Annotated in this window: 12 protein-coding genes and 1 CRISPR repeat array; of the genes, 4 read left to right on the top strand and 8 right to left on the bottom strand. The window is 68.8% G+C overall.

Annotated elements, in window-relative coordinates:
• Nucleotides 1-288: 288 nt before the first annotated feature.
• Nucleotides 289-2,271: direct repeats of the CRISPR family, unit length 29 nt; unit sequence CGGTTCATCCCCACGCACGTGGGGAACGC.
• A gap of 73 nt (nucleotides 2,272-2,344) precedes the next feature.
• From cas2e to cas3, 8 genes are all read right to left on the bottom strand, one after another.
• The gene (cas2e, locus tag B9P64_RS30850; protein WP_085315374.1) at nucleotides 2,345-2,641 is read right to left on the bottom strand and encodes a type I-E CRISPR-associated endoribonuclease Cas2e; all 297 of its coding nucleotides are present in this window, start codon (nucleotides 2,639-2,641) and stop codon (nucleotides 2,345-2,347) included.
• Nucleotides 2,622-3,506, bottom strand: coding sequence for a type I-E CRISPR-associated endonuclease Cas1e (cas1e, locus tag B9P64_RS30845; RefSeq protein WP_217808656.1), 885 nt, complete (start codon nucleotides 3,504-3,506; stop codon nucleotides 2,622-2,624). Before cas1e ends, cas2e begins: the two co-directional genes overlap by 20 nt.
• A 45-nt stretch (nucleotides 3,507-3,551) precedes the next feature.
• Complete coding sequence (gene cas6e, locus B9P64_RS30840; RefSeq protein WP_085315373.1) at nucleotides 3,552-4,253, bottom strand: type I-E CRISPR-associated protein Cas6/Cse3/CasE; 702 nt, start codon at nucleotides 4,251-4,253, stop codon at nucleotides 3,552-3,554.
• A gap of 2 nt (nucleotides 4,254-4,255) precedes the next feature.
• Complete coding sequence (gene cas5e / locus B9P64_RS30835) at nucleotides 4,256-5,095, bottom strand: type I-E CRISPR-associated protein Cas5/CasD (RefSeq protein WP_085315372.1); 840 nt, start codon at nucleotides 5,093-5,095, stop codon at nucleotides 4,256-4,258.
• 5 nt (nucleotides 5,096-5,100) lie between these two features.
• A complete protein-coding gene (gene cas7e / locus B9P64_RS30830; protein ID WP_085315371.1) occupies nucleotides 5,101-6,168 on the bottom strand; it encodes a type I-E CRISPR-associated protein Cas7/Cse4/CasC in 1,068 nt (355 codons plus the stop codon).
• Nucleotides 6,169-6,221: 53 nt separating this feature from the next.
• Nucleotides 6,222-6,758, bottom strand: a complete 537-nt coding sequence (gene casB, locus B9P64_RS30825) for a type I-E CRISPR-associated protein Cse2/CasB (RefSeq protein WP_085315370.1) — start codon at nucleotides 6,756-6,758, stop codon at nucleotides 6,222-6,224.
• A gap of 9 nt (nucleotides 6,759-6,767) precedes the next feature.
• Entirely contained in the window at nucleotides 6,768-8,408 is a 1,641-nt protein-coding gene (gene casA, locus B9P64_RS30820) for a type I-E CRISPR-associated protein Cse1/CasA (RefSeq protein ID WP_085315369.1), read from the bottom strand.
• Nucleotides 8,409-8,641: 233 nt separating this feature from the next.
• The gene (cas3, locus tag B9P64_RS30815) at nucleotides 8,642-11,482 is read right to left on the bottom strand and encodes a CRISPR-associated helicase Cas3' (protein ID WP_176256746.1); all 2,841 of its coding nucleotides are present in this window, start codon (nucleotides 11,480-11,482) and stop codon (nucleotides 8,642-8,644) included.
• A gap of 901 nt (nucleotides 11,483-12,383) precedes the next feature.
• On the opposite strand from cas3, the gene B9P64_RS30810 reads away from it, so the two are divergent.
• From B9P64_RS30810 to B9P64_RS30795, 4 genes are all read left to right on the top strand, one after another.
• Nucleotides 12,384-14,690, top strand: coding sequence for a type I secretion system permease/ATPase (locus B9P64_RS30810; RefSeq protein ID WP_085315367.1), 2,307 nt, complete (start codon nucleotides 12,384-12,386; stop codon nucleotides 14,688-14,690).
• Nucleotides 14,687-16,054, top strand: coding sequence for an HlyD family type I secretion periplasmic adaptor subunit (locus B9P64_RS30805; RefSeq protein ID WP_085315366.1), 1,368 nt, complete (start codon nucleotides 14,687-14,689; stop codon nucleotides 16,052-16,054). The genes B9P64_RS30810 and B9P64_RS30805 overlap by 4 nt, the downstream gene beginning before the upstream one ends.
• Complete coding sequence (locus B9P64_RS30800; protein ID WP_176256745.1) at nucleotides 16,044-17,615, top strand: TolC family protein; 1,572 nt, start codon at nucleotides 16,044-16,046, stop codon at nucleotides 17,613-17,615. Before B9P64_RS30805 ends, B9P64_RS30800 begins: the two co-directional genes overlap by 11 nt.
• Before the next feature lie 347 nt (nucleotides 17,616-17,962).
• Entirely contained in the window at nucleotides 17,963-18,787 is an 825-nt protein-coding gene (locus B9P64_RS30795; RefSeq protein WP_139826174.1) for a hypothetical protein, read from the top strand.
• Nucleotides 18,788-18,796 lie beyond the last annotated feature (9 nt).

Raw genomic sequence — 18,796 nt, 5'->3', positions numbered from 1 at the left:
CCGCTCGTGGGAACGCGCGCATGCCGGGGGCGCGTTGTGGAAGCTCACTGGTTCGTCCCCACGCGTGGGGAATGCCCTCGCGCGGCCCGGTGCCGTCCGTCACGTCCCGGTTCATCCCCACGCGCGTGGGAGCGCATGCTCAGTCCGCTCGGGAAGTCGACAAGGCGCGGTTCATCCCCACGCACGTGGGGAACGCAGGTCTTCGATCTTGGCGGTGAGTTCGTCGAACGGTTCATCCCACGCACGTGGGGAACGCGCCCGGAAGCCGAAGCCGAATGGCAAGACGTGCGGTTCATCCCCACGCACGTGGGGAACGCAACCGGTCCGAGAACAAGCGGCAGAAGGCGTTCGGTTCATCCCCACGCACGTGGGGAACGCGGCCGCCTGCGAGATGTAGGTCAGCGCGCAGTGCGGTTCATCCCCACGCACGTGGGGAACGCACTAGCAACCAAACCCGCGCCGGAATTGACCGCGGTTCATCCCCTCGCACGTGGGGAACGCTTCGAGCCGCCGGCCGAGCTCACGAGCAGCGGCGGTTCATCCCCACGCACGTGGGGAACGCGGCGCCAAAGCAGGCACCAAGATCGACGATTTCGGTTCATCCCCACGCACGTGGGGAACGCAGGCGTTCCGGGACGCCAGCAGGCAGCGCGGGCGGTTCATCCCCACGCACGTGGGGAACGCCGCAGCACCGGGCGTGAGCGTCGCGCGCACGCCGGTTCATCCCCACGCACGTGGGGAACGCTCGAGCCCTGCAAATGCGTCCATCTCAGAACCCGGTTCATCCCCACGCACGTGGGGAACGCGCGTGAACACGCAGCTGATGCTGGTCGGCGCGCGGTTCATCCCCACGCACGTGGGGAACGCTGCCGGCGACCGGGCGGGCGCGTGATGTTCGCCGGTTCATCCCCACGCACGTGGGGAACGCGGATCGGCAGCCGGGGAATGGCTGTAAAGCGTCGGTTCATCCCCACGCACGTGGGGAACGCTCATGCCGGGTGGCTCATGCCGCGCGTTGACTACGGTTCATCCCCACGCACGTGGGGAACGCTATTTCAATCGCAATTTGGATCGCTTCACTGCCGGTTCATCCCCACGCACGTGGGGAACGCGGCGATGCGCCGTCGACCATCGACCAGCCGCGCGGTTCATCCCCACGCACGTGGGGAACGCGGCGACGAACGGCAGCGCGCGATTCATGTTCACGGTTCATCCCCACGCACGTGGGGAACGCCCGGCCGCGCCCGGCATGCGTGACGAGCGTCACGGTTCATCCCCACGCACGTGGGGAACGCATGAGGGTCTGGCCGCGCTCGCCCGGCGGGGCCGGTTCATCCCCACGCACGTGGGGAACGCTCCTGCAATCGTTTGCAGCCCGGCCAGCGCAGCGGTTCATCCCCACGCACGTGGGGAACGCCGCAAGGTCGACGAGATCGAGGATGAGGCCCGCGGTTCATCCCCACGCACGTGGGGAACGCTGCTCGATGTCGGTCAGGCGCAGATACAGGCGCGGTTCATCCCCACGCACGTGGGGAACGCCGCGTGCCCAAGGAAAGCAAGACGCTCGCAGGCGGTTCATCCCCACGCACGTGGGGAACGCGGCACTTGGACGTTCAGCAACTCCAGATCCGACGGTTCATCCCCACGCACGTGGGGAACGCACCCAGCAAGCGGCGCACCCGGGCGACATGTTCGGTTCATCCCCACGCACGTGGGGAACGCCAATGGCAGGCCATAGGCTGCTCGAACGGGGTCGGTTCATCCCCACGCACGTGGGGAACGCCAGCGCGAAAGCGACGCGACCGACATGTTTGGCGGTTCATCCCCACGCACGTGGGGAACGCGACCGTGCGCATCGTGCCGCCACTCGCGGCCAGGGTTCATCCCCACGCCCGTGGGGAACGCCTGGCGCGGGCGGCACTCGAATCGCAGGGCGACGGTTCATCCCCACGCCCGTGGGGAACGCCGCCCAGGCTCGGCGATGTGCCAGTCGTGGCGCGGTTCATCCCCACGCCCGTGGGGAACGCAACAGCTTCTTCATCGATTTTTCCGAGCAGGACGGTTCATCCCCACGCCCGTGGGGAACGCATGCACCTCTATTTCGACAGCAACGAGATGGCCGGTTCATCCCCACGCCCGTGGGGAACGCGGTGTCGTTGATCTTCTTCGCGGCGTCGTGGGCGGTTCATCCCCACGCCCGTGGGGAACGCGTCATGCGTGATGACCGCGACTACTGGCGCACCGGTTCATCCCCACGCCCGTGGGGAACGCACTAACCCTAACTCACTGATTTTTAAAGCGCTTTCCACCTCCGAAATTTCCACCGAAAAATTCCGATGAAAATTCACCCATCCGAACCACCGACTTCCGGATGAAAACTCACCAGCTGCACCCCATCGAAATCCACCCCCACGCGCCGGTTCGCCCCCAGCGTCATGAACTCGAACCCCGCCTCGTTGCCGCTGCGCCAGGCGATCACGGCATTGCCGTCCTCGATGCCCTCTTCCACCTGCGCCCAGATGTGCTCGCGCACGCGCTTCGAGTAGTTGCCCACGTAGACGCCGGCGCGGATCTCCAGCAGCCACACCGCCAGCCGGCCACGCAGGCGCGGCGGCGCGTTCTCAAGAACGATGACCAGCATCGCCGACGCTTTCGGGATTGGGGATGGCCGGGCCGACGGCATCGTCGGGCGCGGCGGGCGGGCTGATCTCGCCGGCGGCGAGCATCGTCTCGATGTCGGGAATGATGCGTTCGAGCAGCCGCGTCTGGCGGAACACGTCGCGGCAGGCCAGCCGCACCGCGCGCTCCACATTGCCCACCGGTGCCGACGCCACCTTGAAGGCCACCGGCACCACGGTCTCGAACTTGTAGACGTCGGCCACGTCGTACACGAAGGACAGCGGCTTGCCGGTGTGGATGAAGCCCACCGCCGGCGCATAGCCGGCCGCGAGTACCGCCGCCTCGGTCACGCCGTACAGGCAGGAGGTGGCCGCCGACAGGCAGCGGTTGGCGATGTCGCTGGCGTCCCAGTCGTGCTGGTCGTAGTCGCGGCCCGACCATTTCACGCCGTACTTCTGCGCGAGCAGCTGGTAGCTGCGCCGCACCCGCGCGCCCTCGATGCCGCGCAGCTGCTCCACGCTGCGGCGCGCCGGCGGCTCCTCACCGAAGCGGATCGCGTACATCTTGCGCACCACCTTGAGCCGCAGGTTGTCGTCGAGCGCGAGCCGGGCCTGATACAGCAGCCGGTCAGCGCGCGCCCCGCCCGGCTGGCCCGACGAGTACAGCCGCACGCCGGCCTCGCCGACCCACACCAGCAGCGTGCCCACGCGCGCCGCCAGCGCCGCCGCCCGATGCGACACGCGCGTGCCCGGCTCCAGCATCACGCAGGCGATGCCGCCGACCGGAATCTGCGTGCGGATGCCGGTCACATCCACGACAACCAAGGCGCCGTCGAGCACATCGAGCTCGCCCTTCTCGATGAAGACGACTGACAGCCGCTCCTTGATCGGGATGGGCTTGAGCGGCGGCAGCGGCGCGGCCACGGTCGCGCGTCAGGCGGCAGGCCGCACCAGCAGCAGCCCGCAGCCAAACGCGCGCGCCGTGCCGATGCCCTCGGCCAGCGTGCGCGCGAAGGCGGCCGGCTCGGTCACGACCAGCTCGCCACTGAAATCCACCGACGAGAAGCTCAGCTCGCGCTCGGCGGTGCGGCGCTCGTGGCGGCCGTGCTGGGTGTAGGCATCGACGACCAGCGCCGCGCGGTCGAGCGCGAAGCCGCAGCGCTCGGCGCGCCGGTCGAGCCAGTGGCCGGCGGCATCGCTCACCAACTCGTAGAGCGGCGGGCGCTCGTCCTCGGGCAGATCGTCCCAACGCGCAAGGCCGCGCTCGGCGAGCAGCTTCTTCTTGGCTTCCATCACCACGTCGTGTCGGCTCGACTTGCCGTCGCGGCCGTGGCGCACGGTGGGATTGGCGCGCAGCTCGAAGGCGAGGCGGTCGCCGGCGCGCAGTTGCGGCGCGTAGTCGCGCACGCGCACCTCCCAGCCCGGGTCGGCGGCGCCGGGCGCGCGCTGCGACACCACGTAGTAGCGCGGCAGGCCGCCCACGTCGCGCCGGCGGTAGAGAAAGTCGCGCGGCGTGCCTTCGGGCGCAGCGAACAGGCGCCACAGCCACTGGTGCTCGGCATAGGGGCCGTCGAGACGCTGGCGCGCGGCTTCGCGCTCGCGGCCCTCGGCCGGCACGATCAGGCTGAAGAACATGGTCAAGCCTCCGGATCGAGGATGGCGACATGCTCGGCGCGGTCGCCGAACAGCCAGCCGGTGCGGCGGATCACACGGTCCTTGCGCACGGTGGTCATGACCGAGGCGTCGGCCGCGTCGATGCCGGCGTTGGCGCCGTCGGCCCAGGCCAGCCGCGCGATGCTGCCGAGCGTCTCGTCGGCGGCGGGCGCAAAGCGCTGGCCACGCTCGGCGCGCGTCGCCTCGGTAACGCGTGCGACAACGGCGGCATGGCGCGCCCGGTAGTCCTCGAAGGCAGCGCGCGCCGATTCGGCCTCGATGACCTGGGGCCACAGCGGCGCGGCCGGTGGGCAGCTCTTGCGGCCGAGGTAGAGCACGAAGCGCGGCCGTCTCAGCACGGCAGCCAGCACCGCCAGCGGCCAGTGCACTTCTGCACGCGCTTGCAGCGCGACCAGATAGCTCGCGTTCTGGCGGTAGTCGCGCGTGGACAGGATGGTCGTGAGGTCGCGCGACGGCAGCGCCAGTTCATCGCGCCGGCTGCGGTGCGGCCGGCCCTTGAGCGCGGCACGCGGCGGCACCTGGGCCGTGTGGTAGTCGCGCAGCAGGCTGCCGCCGGCCGGCGCACCGTGGCGGCCGAAGCCGTCGTCGGCCCTGGCCTCGGCCAGCACTGCGACGGTGAAGACATAGCCGTCGCGCAGCGCCGCATGCGCGGCCTCGTCCTCGCGCACGATGCCGAGCGCCGCGCCGAGCAGCCCGACCAGCGCCGACTGCGACGGATGCTCGGCCGTGCCGCGAAACTCGCCCACCGCCGGCTCGCCCCAGGACGCCAGCGGCGCCCGGAGCTGAAACACGAGAAAGTCCATCGCGCTCAGCCCGCGACGAAGGCGGCGAGGTCGGCGAGCGTGCCTGCGGGCGTCTCGACGTTCAGCGTGTAGCTGTCATCCGCGCAGGCGCCGTACACCGCGTCGAAGTTGCGCTTGCGCGTCTCGATGGCCGTGACGGCCTTGTCGAAGATGTCTTCGTCGGCCTGCGGCTTGACCGGCTTGAGAAAGGCCTGCACCAGCGAGCGCGGCTGCTGGTCGCCCTTCTCGGCCAGCACAAAGCCGGCATAGGCGCGCGAGGCGAAGCTGGCCTGCATGCCGGTCGGCGACACCTTGGTCACGGCGCTCACCAAGGCTTCGAGCGCGCGCTTGACCAGCGCTGCGTCGCCGCCGAGGTTCTGCGCCAGCAACTCGCGGTCGATGGCGATGTAGAGGTAGAACAGGCCCGCGCCATAGCCGCGCTCGCCGATGTGGCCGGCGCCCGAGTCGGTCTTGTTGAGGTCGTCGACCGCGCTGAAATAGTCGTCCTCCACCGCCGCGCGATGCACGGTGATGGCGTGCGCGACCTGCACGGCGGCATCCACGTTGAACTCGGGCGAGTCGGCCAGCATGCGGCCGAACATGGCGATGTCGACCGCGCGGCGCGGCCGGCCGAGCAGCTTGAGTTCATCGGCGCTCGGCGCTTCCTTGCGCGCGACGAGCGTGGCGACCAGCGCGTCGATGGCTGCGATTTCCTCGGGGCTGAAATGCGCGAGCTGCTCGATGTCGAGATCGCCGAGCGGGTCCGCGTCCTTGTCCTTTTTCTCGGGCTTGAGCTTGCCGAACTGCTTGGCGATGTCCTTGGCCCATTCGCGCGCCAGCTTGTCGCTCACGCCGCCCGCGACCAGCGCGGCGTACACGTCGCGGCCCTTGCGCTTGGTGCGCGTGCCGAGGCTGCCGGCCAGCTCCACCTCGAACACGTCCGAGGTGCGCCAGGCGCGCTTCTGGCTCTGCGACGAGATGCGCAGGCGCGTGGCATCGCCGAGCTGTGCGGTCTTGGGCCGACCGGTGTCGTCACGGTTGAGGTTGGACGGCGGATAGCTGGTGAGCAGATGGAGCTGGACGAAGCGGGACATGGCGCGGGGTTCCTGAATGCGGTGGTTGGGCTGCTGGCTGCGGAGCAAAAGATTCATTCGCCGGACGGCTTCCAGTCGTACTGGTAGGCCCAGCGTTTCTGCGTCTGTTCGTTCCAGTTGTAGATGTCGTTGGCGAGGCTCATGACATCGACGGTGTCGCCCAGCAGCGGCAGCGCACGGCGCAGGCCGACGAACAGCGCGTCGAGGTCGGGCGCTTCGAGCAGGCGTGCAAAGCGCAGGTCGCTGACCGGATTGCGGTCGGCGCCGTCGGCGCGGCGGCTGGCGGCCTTGGGCAGCGTCAGGTCGTCGACCGAGGTGCCCACATGCGCCAGCAGCCCGACGGCGGCGGCGAGCCGGTCGCGGTCGGCCGCGAACCACGCCTCGCCGTCCTCGCGCGCGGCTTCCATCGAATGCAGCACGCGCTGGAAGCCCGGCGCGAGCGCCACGGCGGTAAGGCTGCCGGCGCGGCGCAGCGCGGCGCGGTCGGCGCGCAGGCCGCCCGACACCTCGGGCGACGCCAGGCGCGTCCACCAGTCGAACAACACCTTGCCGGGGCCGTCGCCCCGAAGCAGCTTGGCGGGTCTGGACATGCGTTCTCCTCAGGTGGCCTTGCGGGCAGTCTTGCGGGCGGGTTTGTTCTTGGGGGCGTCGGGCGGCGCGGGCAGCTTGAGCGCGTCGCGCAGCTTGGGTCCGTCGAGGTTGCGGCGCAGCTGCTCGTGCGCGGCCTTGATGCGTGCCGGGTTCTGCGCATGCACCGGCCCGGCACCGACGAATTCCTTGTCGAACAGCCGCAGCGCGGCCTGCCGCAACTGGCCGCGCCAGCCGCCGGTGCGTGCCACCGGATCCCAGTCGACGTTGTCGCGCGCGGCGGCAATGCGCTCGCGCAGCAGTGCATAGAAGCCCGGCTCGGTGCGGCTCCAGAAGCTGGCGTCGACGAAGCTGTAGTCGCCGCGCGCATCGCCGCTGAACCACGCGTCCTTCACCGCATTGCGCAGATAGCTGGCGGCCAGCTCGGCGCCGCCGACCCAGGCGCCGATGTCATGGCGCAGCGCCTCGCGTTCGCGCGGACCGCAGTCGCCGAGCGCGTAGAGCGGCATCACCGACTCGTACCAGCAGCGCGGCTTCATGTTGTCCATGTCGTAGCCGAAGGCCCACAGGCGCAGCTCGGTGCGGTGGTCGCGCTCGATGTTGTCCTCGAAGAAGGCCGACACCACGCGCGCGCTGCGCCGCACCTGCTTGTCGTTGTCGAGCCCGAGCACGAAGCCCTGCCAGTGCCGGTAGCCGATGCCGCCGGGCTGGGGATGCAGCGGCAGCCACTCGTCCTTCACCTGGTAGTAGGGCGACAGCGGGTGATCCCAGGCGCCCTTGTAGTTGAGGCCGTAGTTGCGCGTGACGTACTGGGCCACGAGCCGCTCGGACGGCTCGCCGCAGAGATCGCAATTGCCCGGCTGCACGGCATCGAAATCGAGCCGGATGCGGCGCGGCATGGCCCAGTACACATGCAGCGGATGCACCTGCGCCGGGGCGAGCGCGCCGTCCTTGCTCTGGAGCCGCTCGATCGGCCCCAGCCACGGAAACAGCAGGATTTGCTCGGCGCAGTTGGCATCGCCGCCGACCTGATTGAACAGCGGCACCGGCAGCAGGTTGAGACAGAGCGTTTGCCACAGGCTGGCGGGCCGGCCCGCCACCGGCGGCGGCAGCAGCACCGTGGTGAGCGGCCCGCCGCCGCGCAGCCCGGTGCGATGCCCGGCACCGCCCGACGGCGCATTGGTCTGCAAGGTGTAGAGCGCCAGCACCGCGCAATGCGGGCACAGCCGCTCGATGCGACCGCGCTTGGTGAAGTGATCGCCGTTGTTGCGCAGTGCGTTCTCGCCCGGCGAATCGATGAGCAGATTGGCGATCGCGACGGGCTCGCCATCCTTCGCGCGCAGGGCGTGATCCTGCATGAAGCGCGGGCCGTCGCCGTCGTAGACGAAGTGCGGCGCGAGCGGCGCGAACAGCGCCTTCAACGTGTCGGCGTCGGGCGGCGAGAGCAGCCACTGGCGCCATTCGCGGCGGTTCTGCGCCGTGGTGACGGTTTGCAGCAGCGCGATCCAGAACTGGAACAGCGCGGCGTTGAAGTCGGCGCGTGGCGCGTCGAAGGCGACGATGTCGGGCCGCGCCAGCTCGAACGCGGCGACGACATCGCGCCGGCCGTCGCTGAGGCGGACAGGAATCCAGCGTTCAAACAGAAGTGACATGCGGGTGGCGCTCCGGGTGACTTGGCGCCGGCTGGAGGTCAGTGGCGCCTCCGCATTCAAATTTTCAAAGATTGTTTTGGATAGTGTTGTTCAAGATTTGTCCGAGAACTGCACCACGAATCGGAGGCGAAGAGCGCCGCAAAACCCGCGTGCGACACTCGGCCGGCGTTCTCCATCGTCATGGAGATGAACCGATTGTCTTGGTCAGCGCGGCATCGGTCCCGCACCGTTCCTCACCCCAGTGGGGCCAGGGCGCCCGACGCATCGCCGTCCGGCGCCCTTTCTTCTTCCAGCACCAGCCCGGTCAGGGGCGAGTAGTGCCAGCGCGCCGGCAGCTCGGTCTTCTCGTCGCGCGCCAGCCGCAGCGCAGCGCCGACCAGCCCGCCCGCGCCATCGTCTTCAAGCGGCAGCAGTACCGACCACTTGCCCTGCCCCGGCAGCCGCGCCGCGCACTCGGCCAGCGCCGCGGCGCGCGCGGCATCGCGCGGCTCGGGCACGTTGCAGATGAGCCGGCGCGCGATGCGCACGCTGCTGTAGGCCCAGGCGGCGCGCGGGTCGGCATGCGCATGCAGCGGATGCAGCTCGGCGCCGTGCCAGCGGCACAGCAGCACATCGAGCGTGTCCTCGCCGAGCCGCGACGGCGCCGACACTTCCACGTCCCATTCGGTGCCGCGCCGCTCGTAACCGAGGTCGCGGCTTACGGCATTGGCGTCGGCCAGGCTGGCGTCGCCGTAGTCCTTGCCTTCGGCGCGGTTGGCGCTGCCGTGCAGGCCGGCGGGCAGCTCGGCCTCGTTGCCGTACACGGCTTCGATGAGCGCGCGCGCGTTGTCGGGCATGGTGAAGCTGCCCGCGCGCAGCGCCTGCGCCGTGAGCCAAAGCTGGCCGTGATGCGGATAGACGCCGCTCGCGCGCGGGAAGAAATCCTTGAACCAGTCGTGGCGCGGTTCGTCGACGAAGGCCGGGCCGAAGACGATGAGTTGCGGCTCGCCGCGCGCGTCCTGCGCCTCGGCGCCGGCGAGCACGCGGCCCTCGGCATCGCGCACATGGCGCATGAGCCGGCCGGCGCGCTGCACAAGACGGTCGATGGGCGCGAGGTCGGAGATGAGCAGATCGGCATCGACATCGAGCGATTGCTCGGCGACCTGCGAAGCAATTAACAGCTGACCGCGCCGCTGCTCCGGCCCGCTCTCGCGGCCAAAGGTGGCCAGCACACGCTGCTCGGTGGCGAGCCGGTCGGCGAGCGCGAAGCGGGCATGGAACACGGTGACCTTGTCGACCGGCAGATGCGGCGCCAGCGCGGCATGCGCATCGAGCACGTCGGCGACGGTGTTGCGGATCCAGGCGACGCAGCGGCCGGCGGCGAGCGCATCGAGGATGCGGCGCTGGAGTGCGGCGGGGTCGGATTCATGCTGCACGGTCACGCGGCGACGCACTGCCGCGCGGGTGGCGATGGGCTGCTCGCTCAGGGCGTCATCCGACTCGGCGATCCAGGATGTGACGAGCGGGTAGTCGCCGGCATGCGGCGGTGCAGCCGTCTCACCGGCCCCGCGCGCAAAAGCGTCGAGCAGACGGCGCTTCATGCGCATGGGCAGCGTGGCCGACAGCAGGATGGCGCTGCCGCCGGCCTGGGCGTGGAACTCCAGCAGCCGCTCCAGCGTGCGCAGCATGTAGGCGTCGCAGGCGTGCACTTCATCGACCACCAGCACCTTGCGGAACAGCCCGAGCAGCCGCAGCGACTGGTGCTTGCTGCGCAGCGTGCCGAGCAGCGCCTGGTCGATGGTGCCGACGCCGGCTGGCGCGAGCAGCGCGCGCTTGTTGTGATCGGCCAGCCAGGCGGTGCAGCGCGCGGTGGCGGTATCGGCGCCCTCCTCCGCCTCGGCATCGCTGTCGTCGCGGCCGGGGCGCAGGACGGTGGCGGCAAAGGCCTCGACGAGGTTCTTGCGGCCGTGCGCAAGCGCAAGGCTGGCGTGGTCGCCAAACAGCTTGAGATAGACCTGCGAGATGCGCGCATGCATGGCGTTGGCGGTCGCCATGGTGGGCAGGCCCATGAAGAAGCCGTCGGCGACGCCGGCCGCGATGAGCCGCTGGGTGAGCATGACGGCCGCCTCGGTCTTGCCGGCGCCGGTCACGTCTTCGAGCAGGTGCAGCTGGGGGCGCGACGCGATGGCGACGTCGGCGGCCCAGGCTTGCAATGGCGAGGGCGTGACGATGCCGTCGAACAGCTGGCCGAAGGCGATGGGCGCACGCAGCGGCGTGGCGAACACGCCGGTGGCATCGAGCGCGGCGTCAGCACGCGCAAGGGCATCGGCCCAGTAGCTTGCAAGCGATTGCGAGGCGGTGTCGCGATAGGGAAAGGCGTCGGCGTTGGAGCCGATCCAGTCGGCGAGCACGACGAGGCCGGCGAGCCACCACGAGACGCGCCGGCTGCGCTCGCCGAAATCGGGCTGCGCCGCAAGCGCGGCGGCGGCCGGCGACAGGAACATCGCGCGCATGGCGTCGATGAAGCCGAGCGCGTCGGCGACATTGCGCGGCACCGCGCGGCGCGAATCGGGCCGCGCGCCGAAATGGCCGCACACGCCGATGCCGATGTCGGCGCGCGGCGGCATGCCGTGATGGCCGGTGACGATGCGCACCCAGGGTTCGAGCGCGTCGGTGAGGTCGGCCGGGCTGTCGAAGCTGCCGAACCAGGCGTCGTCGAAGGCGCGCTCGGCGACGTATTCGCGCCAGAAGGCGAAGCCGAGGCTGTCGTGGCGGATGCCGCTGGTCCGGGCTTCGGGACTGCTGCCTTGCAGCCGCTCGACGAGGTCGGCGCGCTGGAGCTGGAAGGTGAGGGAGAACTTGCCGAGGTCGTGCAGCGCCAGCCAGAACGCAAGCCAATCGAGCAGCACGGCGGGCGCGGCGCCGAGCTGGTCGGCGAGCCAGTCGAGCAGGACCGGATGACGGCGGAGGTAGGCCTGACCGACGGCCGCGACATCGAGCGAGTGATGCACGAGCAGGTGCATCTGCGCCGCGCCCTCGGCGCGATGGCTGGGGCGAGCCTTGCCCCAGTAGGCGTGATAGCGGGATGTCGGCATGCGGGTCTCCGTCGGGGCGCGCGGACTATGCCGCAGCGCCGGGCGCGGGCGAATTGGTCCCTTACACCAGTGCCCGCCACCTGCGACACATTGCTTTCCCCGCCTGTGCCTTGAGTGCGCAAATGTCGAAGGACACCCGGCAGGTGCAGTGGTCAACCTGCAAGCCTGTAGATCGGCCGACGTGTACCACCGCTTCCCGGGCGCGGTGGCCTGACGGTTGCGCGTACGCATCCACATAAGACAATCGAGTAGCTGACACGACTGTTCCGGTGAAAAGCTTATTGAGCAGGTCGAACAACCAATACTCCTTCACAGCTGAAGGCATTGGACTTGCATCAAATAGCGGTCCACGATTCAGAATCGTGCAATTATTTTTATGACTGATTACTCTGACATATGCAATCCAAGCCCCCCCAAAACGCCAGTCTTGCGGTTCGATAAACCGCGAGACAGCCTTCGGAAAAATCGAGGCTGAGAAGCTTTACAAAGTCGTTTGCTACGCCAACGGCTATCGCATCGCTGATCTAACGCTTCCATCAGCCCGTCAGTCCTGGGCTGCCGTCTTGAATACAAGCAAGAACACCTGCGCCCAAGCGTCCCTCACAAGCTATAAATATAGATATATATATTTTGATTGATACTTCCCAGCAATTCCGGGTCCGAGGCTAGGCGACCATGCGATTGCCGCAAATCCGAAATCGCATTCCCAATCCCCTCGATAGGTCCTGGCCATCGCTGACACAGACCGGAAATATTTCACGCCTGATCGAATTTATCCCGGGAGCATAAAGTCCATCCCATCGGGGCCGGTTTCATTGCTCCCTACATTCCGGCGCACCCCAATCCACCCTGCGCCGCCCTGAATGTCGTCAACCGTCATCAACCCGTCCGGCAGAAGTGAATGAGTCCCGATCAAGCGGGACCCAACCCCACTCCCGGTTCACCGTCCTCACCCGACGCCTCGGCGACGGCCCCGCTCGACACCGGCCTGATCAGCCTGCTGATGCTGGCCCAGTTCCACGGCCTGGCCGCCGATGCCGCCCGACTGCGGCATGAGCACGGCGCCGAACCCTTCGACATGACCCGGCTGCTTCTCGCGGCCCGCTCGCTCGGCTTCAGTGCGAAGCAGGTGACATCGCATCCGCCCGCCCGGTTGCACCGCGCACCGACGCCCTGCCTCGCCCGCGACACAGAAGGCCGCTTCTTCGTGCTGGCGCGGGTCGACGCCGGCACTTCCGCCCCCGGCGCCGACCTCGATCCCGCCGCTGCCAGGCTGCTGATCCAGCGCCCCGGCGAGCCGCCGCAAAGCCTGTCGGTCGCTGCCTTGCTCCAGTTCTGGCACGGCGAGCTCATCTTCCTCACCAGTCGCGCCAGTTACGCGGGCGCGCTCGCGCGCTTCGACTTCACCTGGTTCATCCCCGCCGTCGTCAAGTACCGCCGCCTGCTCGGCGAGGTACTGCTCGTGTCGCTGGTGCTGCAACTGGTCGGCCTCGTCACGCCGATGTTCTTCCAGGTCGTGATGGACAAGGTGCTGGTCAACCATGCGCTGCAGACGCTCAACGTCATCGCGCTCGGCCTGCTGTGCGCGACGCTGTTCGAGGTCGTGCTCACCGGCATCCGGACCTATGTCTTCGCCCACACCAGCAGCAAGATCGACGTGGAGTTGGGCGCGCGGCTGTTCCGTCATCTGCTCGCGCTGCCGACGAGCTACTTCCAGAGCCGGCGCGTCGGCGATTCGGTCGCGCGCATCCGCGAGCTCGAGAACATCCGGTCCTTCCTCACCGGCAACGCGATGACGGTGCTGCTCGACGTGCTGTTCTCGTTCGTCTTCCTCGCGGTGATGCTCGGCTACAGCCCGGTGCTCACGCTCGTGGTCGTCGCGTCGATCCCGTGCTACGGGCTGCTGTCGCTGCTGTTCACGCCGCTGCTGCGCCGGCGCCTCGACGAGAAGTTCACCAAGGGCGCCGAGAACCAGTCCTTCCTCGTCGAGACGCTCGGCGGCATCGACACCGTGAAGGCGATGGCGGTCGAGCCGCGCTGGCAGCAGAAATGGGAAGGCCAGCTCGCGGGCTACGTGGCCGCCGGCCTGTCCACGACCAACATCGCGACGGTCGCGAGCGGCGGCGTCACGCTCGTCAGCAAGCTCGTGACGCTCGGCATCATGTGGCTCGGTGCCACGCTGGTCATCGACGGCAAGCTGTCGGTCGGCGAGCTGATCGCCTTCAACATGCTGGCCGGCCAGGTGTCGGCGCCGATCCTGCGGCTGGCCCAGCTGTGGAACGACTTCCAGCAGGTCGGCATCTCGATGAGCCGGCTCGGCGACATCCTCAACACCCGCACCGAGATCGAGGGCAGCAAGACCCGCATCCCGCGGCTCGCCGGCCGCGTCGAGTTCGACCAGGTGTCGTTCCGCTACCGGCCCGATGCGGCCGACGTGCTGCGCGGCGTACAGCTGCGCATCGCGCCGGGCGAGGTCATCGGCATCGTCGGCCGCTCGGGCTCGGGCAAGAGCACGCTGACCCGGCTGGTGCAGCGCCTGCATGTGCCCGACCGGGGCCGGGTGCTCATCGACGGCCAGGACATCGGCGTCATCGACACCGCCTCGCTACGGCACCAGATCGGCGTGGTGCTGCAGGAGAACATGCTGTTCAACCGCTCGGTGCGCGACAACATCGCGCTGTCCGATCCGGGCCTGCCGATCGAGGCCATCATCGACGCGGCCCGCCTCGCCGGCGCGCACGACTTCATCTGCGAGCTGCCCGAGGGCTACGACACGATGGTCGGCGAGCACGGCACCGGCCTGTCGGGCGGCCAGCGTCAGCGCATCGCGATCGCGCGTGCCCTGATCGGCAATCCGCGCATCCTCATCCTCGACGAGGCGACCAGCGCGCTCGACTACGAGTCCGAGAAGATCATCCAGGACAACATGCGCGCGATCTGCCGCGGGCGCACCGTGCTCGTCATCGCGCACCGGCTGTCGGCGGTGCGCGATGCCAGCCGCATCGTGGTCATGGAGCGCGGGCAGATCGCCGAAATCGGCAGCCACGACGAACTGCTGCGCCGGCCCGACGGCATCTACGCGCTGCTGCATCGCCTGCAACAGGGCGGGCAGCGCGCGCCCGAGGCCGCCGCGCCCGGTCGCGCCGGGGCCGTGGCAGCGCGCGGCGTGACGATCACCTCGTCGATCCTGCCCGGAGACGCGCGATGAGCCTGCGGCACCGGTTGCAGGCCGTCGGCGTGCTTGCCGGCCACTACGCGCGCACCTTCGGTCACTTCTGGTCGATCCGCCACCAGACGCCGACCGGCTTGTTCCGCGAGGACGAGGCGCAGTTCCTGCCCGCCGCGCTCGCGCTCCAGGAGACGCCGCCATCGCGCACGGTCCGGCTGCTCGGCGGCGTGCTCGTCGCGCTGGTGCTCACGGCGCTGCTGTGGTCGTTCCTCGGCCACCTCGACATCGTCGTGAACGCGCAGGGCAAGGTCATCCCGAGCCAGCGCGTCAAGACCATCGCGGCGGTCGAAACCGGCAGCGTCGTGCGGCTCGATGTGAACGAGGGCCAGACGGTCACGGCCGGCCAGGTGCTGCTCCAGCTCGACACCCGCGTCCACGACGCCGAGCGCGACAAGGCGCGGGGCGACGGCGACGACGCCGTGCTCGTCGCTGCGCGCAACGAGGCCTTCCTCGATGCGCTGGCGCGCAACCGCCCGCCCGCGCTGCCCACGCGCGACGCGCTCAACCGGCGCCACGCCAGCGCGATCGCGCCCGACACCTGGCAGGCGGCGGCCCGCCAGACCGAGCTCCAGTACCAGGACTTCCTGGCCCGCCAGCGCAAGCTGGCCGACGACGTGGCCCACTTCGGCGCCGCGCTGCCGCTGGCCGAGCAGCAGGCCGAGAGCTACCGGCAACTGCTCGCCACGCACGACGTGGCCCTCGTCGCCTGGCAGGACAAGGAGCAGGCGCGGCTGCAATTGCAGGCCCAGCTTGCCGAGGCCCGCAACCAGCTCGCCACGCTCGTGGCCGAGACACGCAAGACCGCCGCCGACCAGCTGGCCGAGGCGCGGCGCCAGACCGCCGCCGCCACGCAGGACGCGCGGCGCGCCAGCGCGTCGGGCCAGCTGCTCACGCTGCGCTCGCCGGTCGACGGCACCGTGCAGCAGCTGGCGGTGCACACGCTCGGCAGCGCGGTGCAGGCCGCCGCGCCGCTGATGCAGATCGTGCCGGCCGGCGGGCCGGTCGAGATCGAGGCCTTCATCGAGAACAAGGACATGGGCTTCGTGCGCGCCGGCCAGCCGGTGGCCGTGAAGGTCGAAACCTTCCAGTACACGAAGTACGGCACCGTGAGCGGCCGGGTGTCGCAGCTGTCGGAGGACGCGATCCAGGACGAGAAGCGCGGCCTCGTCTACTCGGTCAAGGTCGCGCTCGACCGCGCCGTGCTCGAGGTCGACGGCCGCCCCACGCCGATCACGCCCGGCATGGCGGTGAGCGTCGAGATCCGCACCGGCGACCGGCGCGTCATCGACTACGTGCTCGACCCGCTGCTGCGCCATGCGCACGAGGCCGCCAATGAACGCTGAACCGGCCATGTCGACGCGACGCCCGGCGCGCGCCAGGACCTGGCCGGCCCTGGCCGCGCTGCTGCCGCTCGCGCTGCTCGCCGCCGGCTCCCTTCCGGCGCACGCACAGGACCCGATCGACCCGCCGACGCGCTGGCTTTATCCGTTGCACGACCCGCTGCGCGTGCTGCCGCCGCCCGTGCTGGCCGATCTGCCCTTGCCCACCGAGGCCGGCATCGCGATGCCCGACGACTGCGAGCAGGTCGAGGCCGCCTGGTCCGCGCCCCCGGCCGACGGCCCGGAACTGAGCCTGCAGGACGCCATCGACCACGCCGTCTGCCGCAACCCCGAGCTGCGCCAGAGCCGCGCGGCGGTGCAGAACGCGGCTGCCGCGCTCGGTCAGGCGCGCGCGGCCTGGTGGCCGGTGCTGAGCGCCAGCGTCTCGCGCACCCGCCAGGCCCGCACCGACGCATTCACGCGCCCCGACAACGACCGCACCTACGCCACCGGCAACAACCTCGCGATCAGCTGGCGCGTCTACGACTTCGGGCTGCGCGAGAGCCGCGAGCAGGCGCAGGCCAAGCTCGTCGAGGCGAGCGCCGCCGGTCAGGACGCGGCGTTGCGCCGGCTCGTCAACGACGTGGCGCAGCAGTACTTCGCCGCCCAGCACGCGGAGGCGCTGAGCGTGGCGCGCGAACGCAATGTCGAGCTGACCGGGCAGCAGCTGCGCTCGACGCTGAACCGGCAGGACAAGGGACTGGCCGACCAGTCCGAGGTGCTGCAGGCCCGCTCGGCGCTCGCACGCGCGGAGTACGACCTGAGCCTGAGCCGGGGCGACGCGGGGAAGGCCGCCACCACCCTCGGCCATACCGTGGGCCTGCGCGGCACGGCGCGCTACCGGCTGCCGCCCTCGGACCTCGACGCCCTGCCCGACGACGCGCCGGTCGAGCGCGCCGACCGCTGGGCGCCGCTCGACGCCTGGCTCGACGCCGTCACCCGCCGCCATCCGGCCATTGCCGCCGCGCGGGCGCAGGTGGAATCGGCCGAGCACAGCCTGCGCGCGACCCGGCGCGAGGGACTCCCGAGCGTGGAACTGAGCTGGAACCGCTACGAGAACGGGCGCCCCAACCAGAGCCTGTCGGCGCTGTGGAGCATCGAGCGCACCACGGCGCTGACGCTGCGCATCCCGCTGTTCGACGGCTTTGCGCAGACCTACAAGGTGAGCGGCGCGCAGGCGCAGCTGGCGCAGAAGCAGGCCGAGCTGGCCGCCGCCGAGGCGCAGGTGCTGCGCGATGCGCGGTTCCTGCATGCCGATGCGCGCGCCGCGCTCGCGAACCTGAAGGCCGCGCGGCAACTGGCGACCGCGGCGCGCCTCGCGATGGAGTCGTTGCAGCGCAAGTACGAGCGCGGCGCGGCGGATCTGATCCAGATGAACCAGTCGCTCGCGGCGCTCGCGCTCGCGCGGGCGGAACTCATCAAATGCTGGAGCGAGTGGCAGTCGGCGCGGTTGCGGTTGGTGGTGATGGGCGCAGCGGCAACCGAGGCTGGCGCGCTCCGCGCAAGTGGGCGAGGTGAACCGTGAACGAACGCCGTACCGGCCCGAGGTGCTCTGGCGGAGGTTTTCACCCGCGCTGCCGCCCGGTCGTGGATCGACGCCACCGGGAGACGGCGCCTGACGTTGAAGCCCTTGGCAATCCGGTCAATACGGCATGGATCGAGCAGCGAATACCGAAGGGGCGGAAGAAGAATTGCATCGCGCGAAGATTCTCCTGATTCCAACCCGAAGACTTTCGGCAAGGCGAATCGAGAGCCGTTGCACGAGGATCGGCAGTCATTGAAACGAACAGCCCGAATTCCATCGCCGATAAAGATCGTCGCGCGGCCATCCTTGCAACAACTCACCAACTGCTTTTGGCAAAGAGATCAGCAGTGAACAAAAGAATATTGACGGTACTGGCACGTTGCCTCGTCGGATTGACGGCATCGGCTGCACTGACTGGATGCATCGGCGGCATGCTGGAGCGACGGGAAGCGCGTATTCGGTCGGAGACCGCTTATGCGATGTGGCAGGAGCGGTGCAAGAAGTCGGGGGAGTTTATCTACCGGACCGTTGATAACGTAGAAGGGGTGTATTTGTTGAAGGTACGCCCCCAAAAAACAAACTTTGGCGATCAATTTAAACTAAGTGATCCCTATGGTGATGATATGGGCGGCGCTGGATATATAAAGTCATTTCTCCGCAATAGCTATCGAGAAGGGAAAGAGGCTCCTGAGTCAAAAGAAAGCTTTCCGCGCCTTGGCTATCATTACATCGAAGCCGAAGAGCAAAATAACGGAAAACTATACCGTTACACTGGCCGCATTGATGAACCTTGGAAGACTAATAGTGCCGCCCTAGAGGGGTATACGCGATTCGCGTTGACTGCGACCCCTGCCTCCAACCGCACTGCACGCTATGGACTGACCTATGAAGATATCTCAACTCGAGAAGAACGTGAATATTGGATCGCTGGCAGTTTGCTCAGGATAATCGACCTGCAAACCAATGAAGTCATCGCTGAACGAATTGGATATATGGTAGACCTAGGCCAAGGCAATCGCGCAGGAGGACGGTCCCCTTGGCTGTTTGCGGCGGATCATGCCTGCCCAGATTTTCATCGCACCCCAAATCCAAAATATCGAGTGCCTGGTTCCTCTGCACAGTCTTGGCAAACCCTTGATTTCGTCGAAAAAGCCCTCAAGCCCGCCAAATAATTACAAGGA

The sequence above is a fragment of the Derxia lacustris genome, assembly GCF_002105195.1.
Classification (GTDB): Bacteria; Pseudomonadota; Gammaproteobacteria; order Burkholderiales; family Burkholderiaceae_E; genus Derxia; species Derxia lacustris.
The sequence above is the reverse complement of the archived record's forward strand: the minus strand, read 5'-3'. Positions and strand labels throughout refer to the sequence as shown.

Excerpts from the sequence above, each read along its gene's own strand:
- cas2e (WP_085315374.1), bottom strand. The coding sequence starts at position 2,641 with ATGCTGGTCATCGTTCTTGAGAACGCGCCGCCGCGCCTGCGTGGCCGG.
- cas6e (WP_085315373.1), bottom strand. The coding sequence starts at position 4,253 with ATGTTCTTCAGCCTGATCGTGCCGGCCGAGGGCCGCGAGCGCGAAGCC.
- cas5e (WP_085315372.1), bottom strand. The coding sequence starts at position 5,095 with ATGGACTTTCTCGTGTTTCAGCTCCGGGCGCCGCTGGCGTCCTGGGGC.
- cas7e (WP_085315371.1), bottom strand. The coding sequence starts at position 6,168 with ATGTCCCGCTTCGTCCAGCTCCATCTGCTCACCAGCTATCCGCCGTCC.
- casB (WP_085315370.1), bottom strand. The coding sequence starts at position 6,758 with ATGTCCAGACCCGCCAAGCTGCTTCGGGGCGACGGCCCCGGCAAGGTG.
- casA (WP_085315369.1), bottom strand. The coding sequence starts at position 8,408 with ATGTCACTTCTGTTTGAACGCTGGATTCCTGTCCGCCTCAGCGACGGC.
- cas3 (WP_176256746.1), bottom strand. The coding sequence starts at position 11,482 with ATGCCGACATCCCGCTATCACGCCTACTGGGGCAAGGCTCGCCCCAGC.
- B9P64_RS30810 (WP_085315367.1), top strand. The coding sequence starts at position 12,384 with ATGAGTCCCGATCAAGCGGGACCCAACCCCACTCCCGGTTCACCGTCC.
- B9P64_RS30805 (WP_085315366.1), top strand. The coding sequence starts at position 14,687 with ATGAGCCTGCGGCACCGGTTGCAGGCCGTCGGCGTGCTTGCCGGCCAC.
- B9P64_RS30800 (WP_176256745.1), top strand. The coding sequence starts at position 16,044 with ATGAACGCTGAACCGGCCATGTCGACGCGACGCCCGGCGCGCGCCAGG.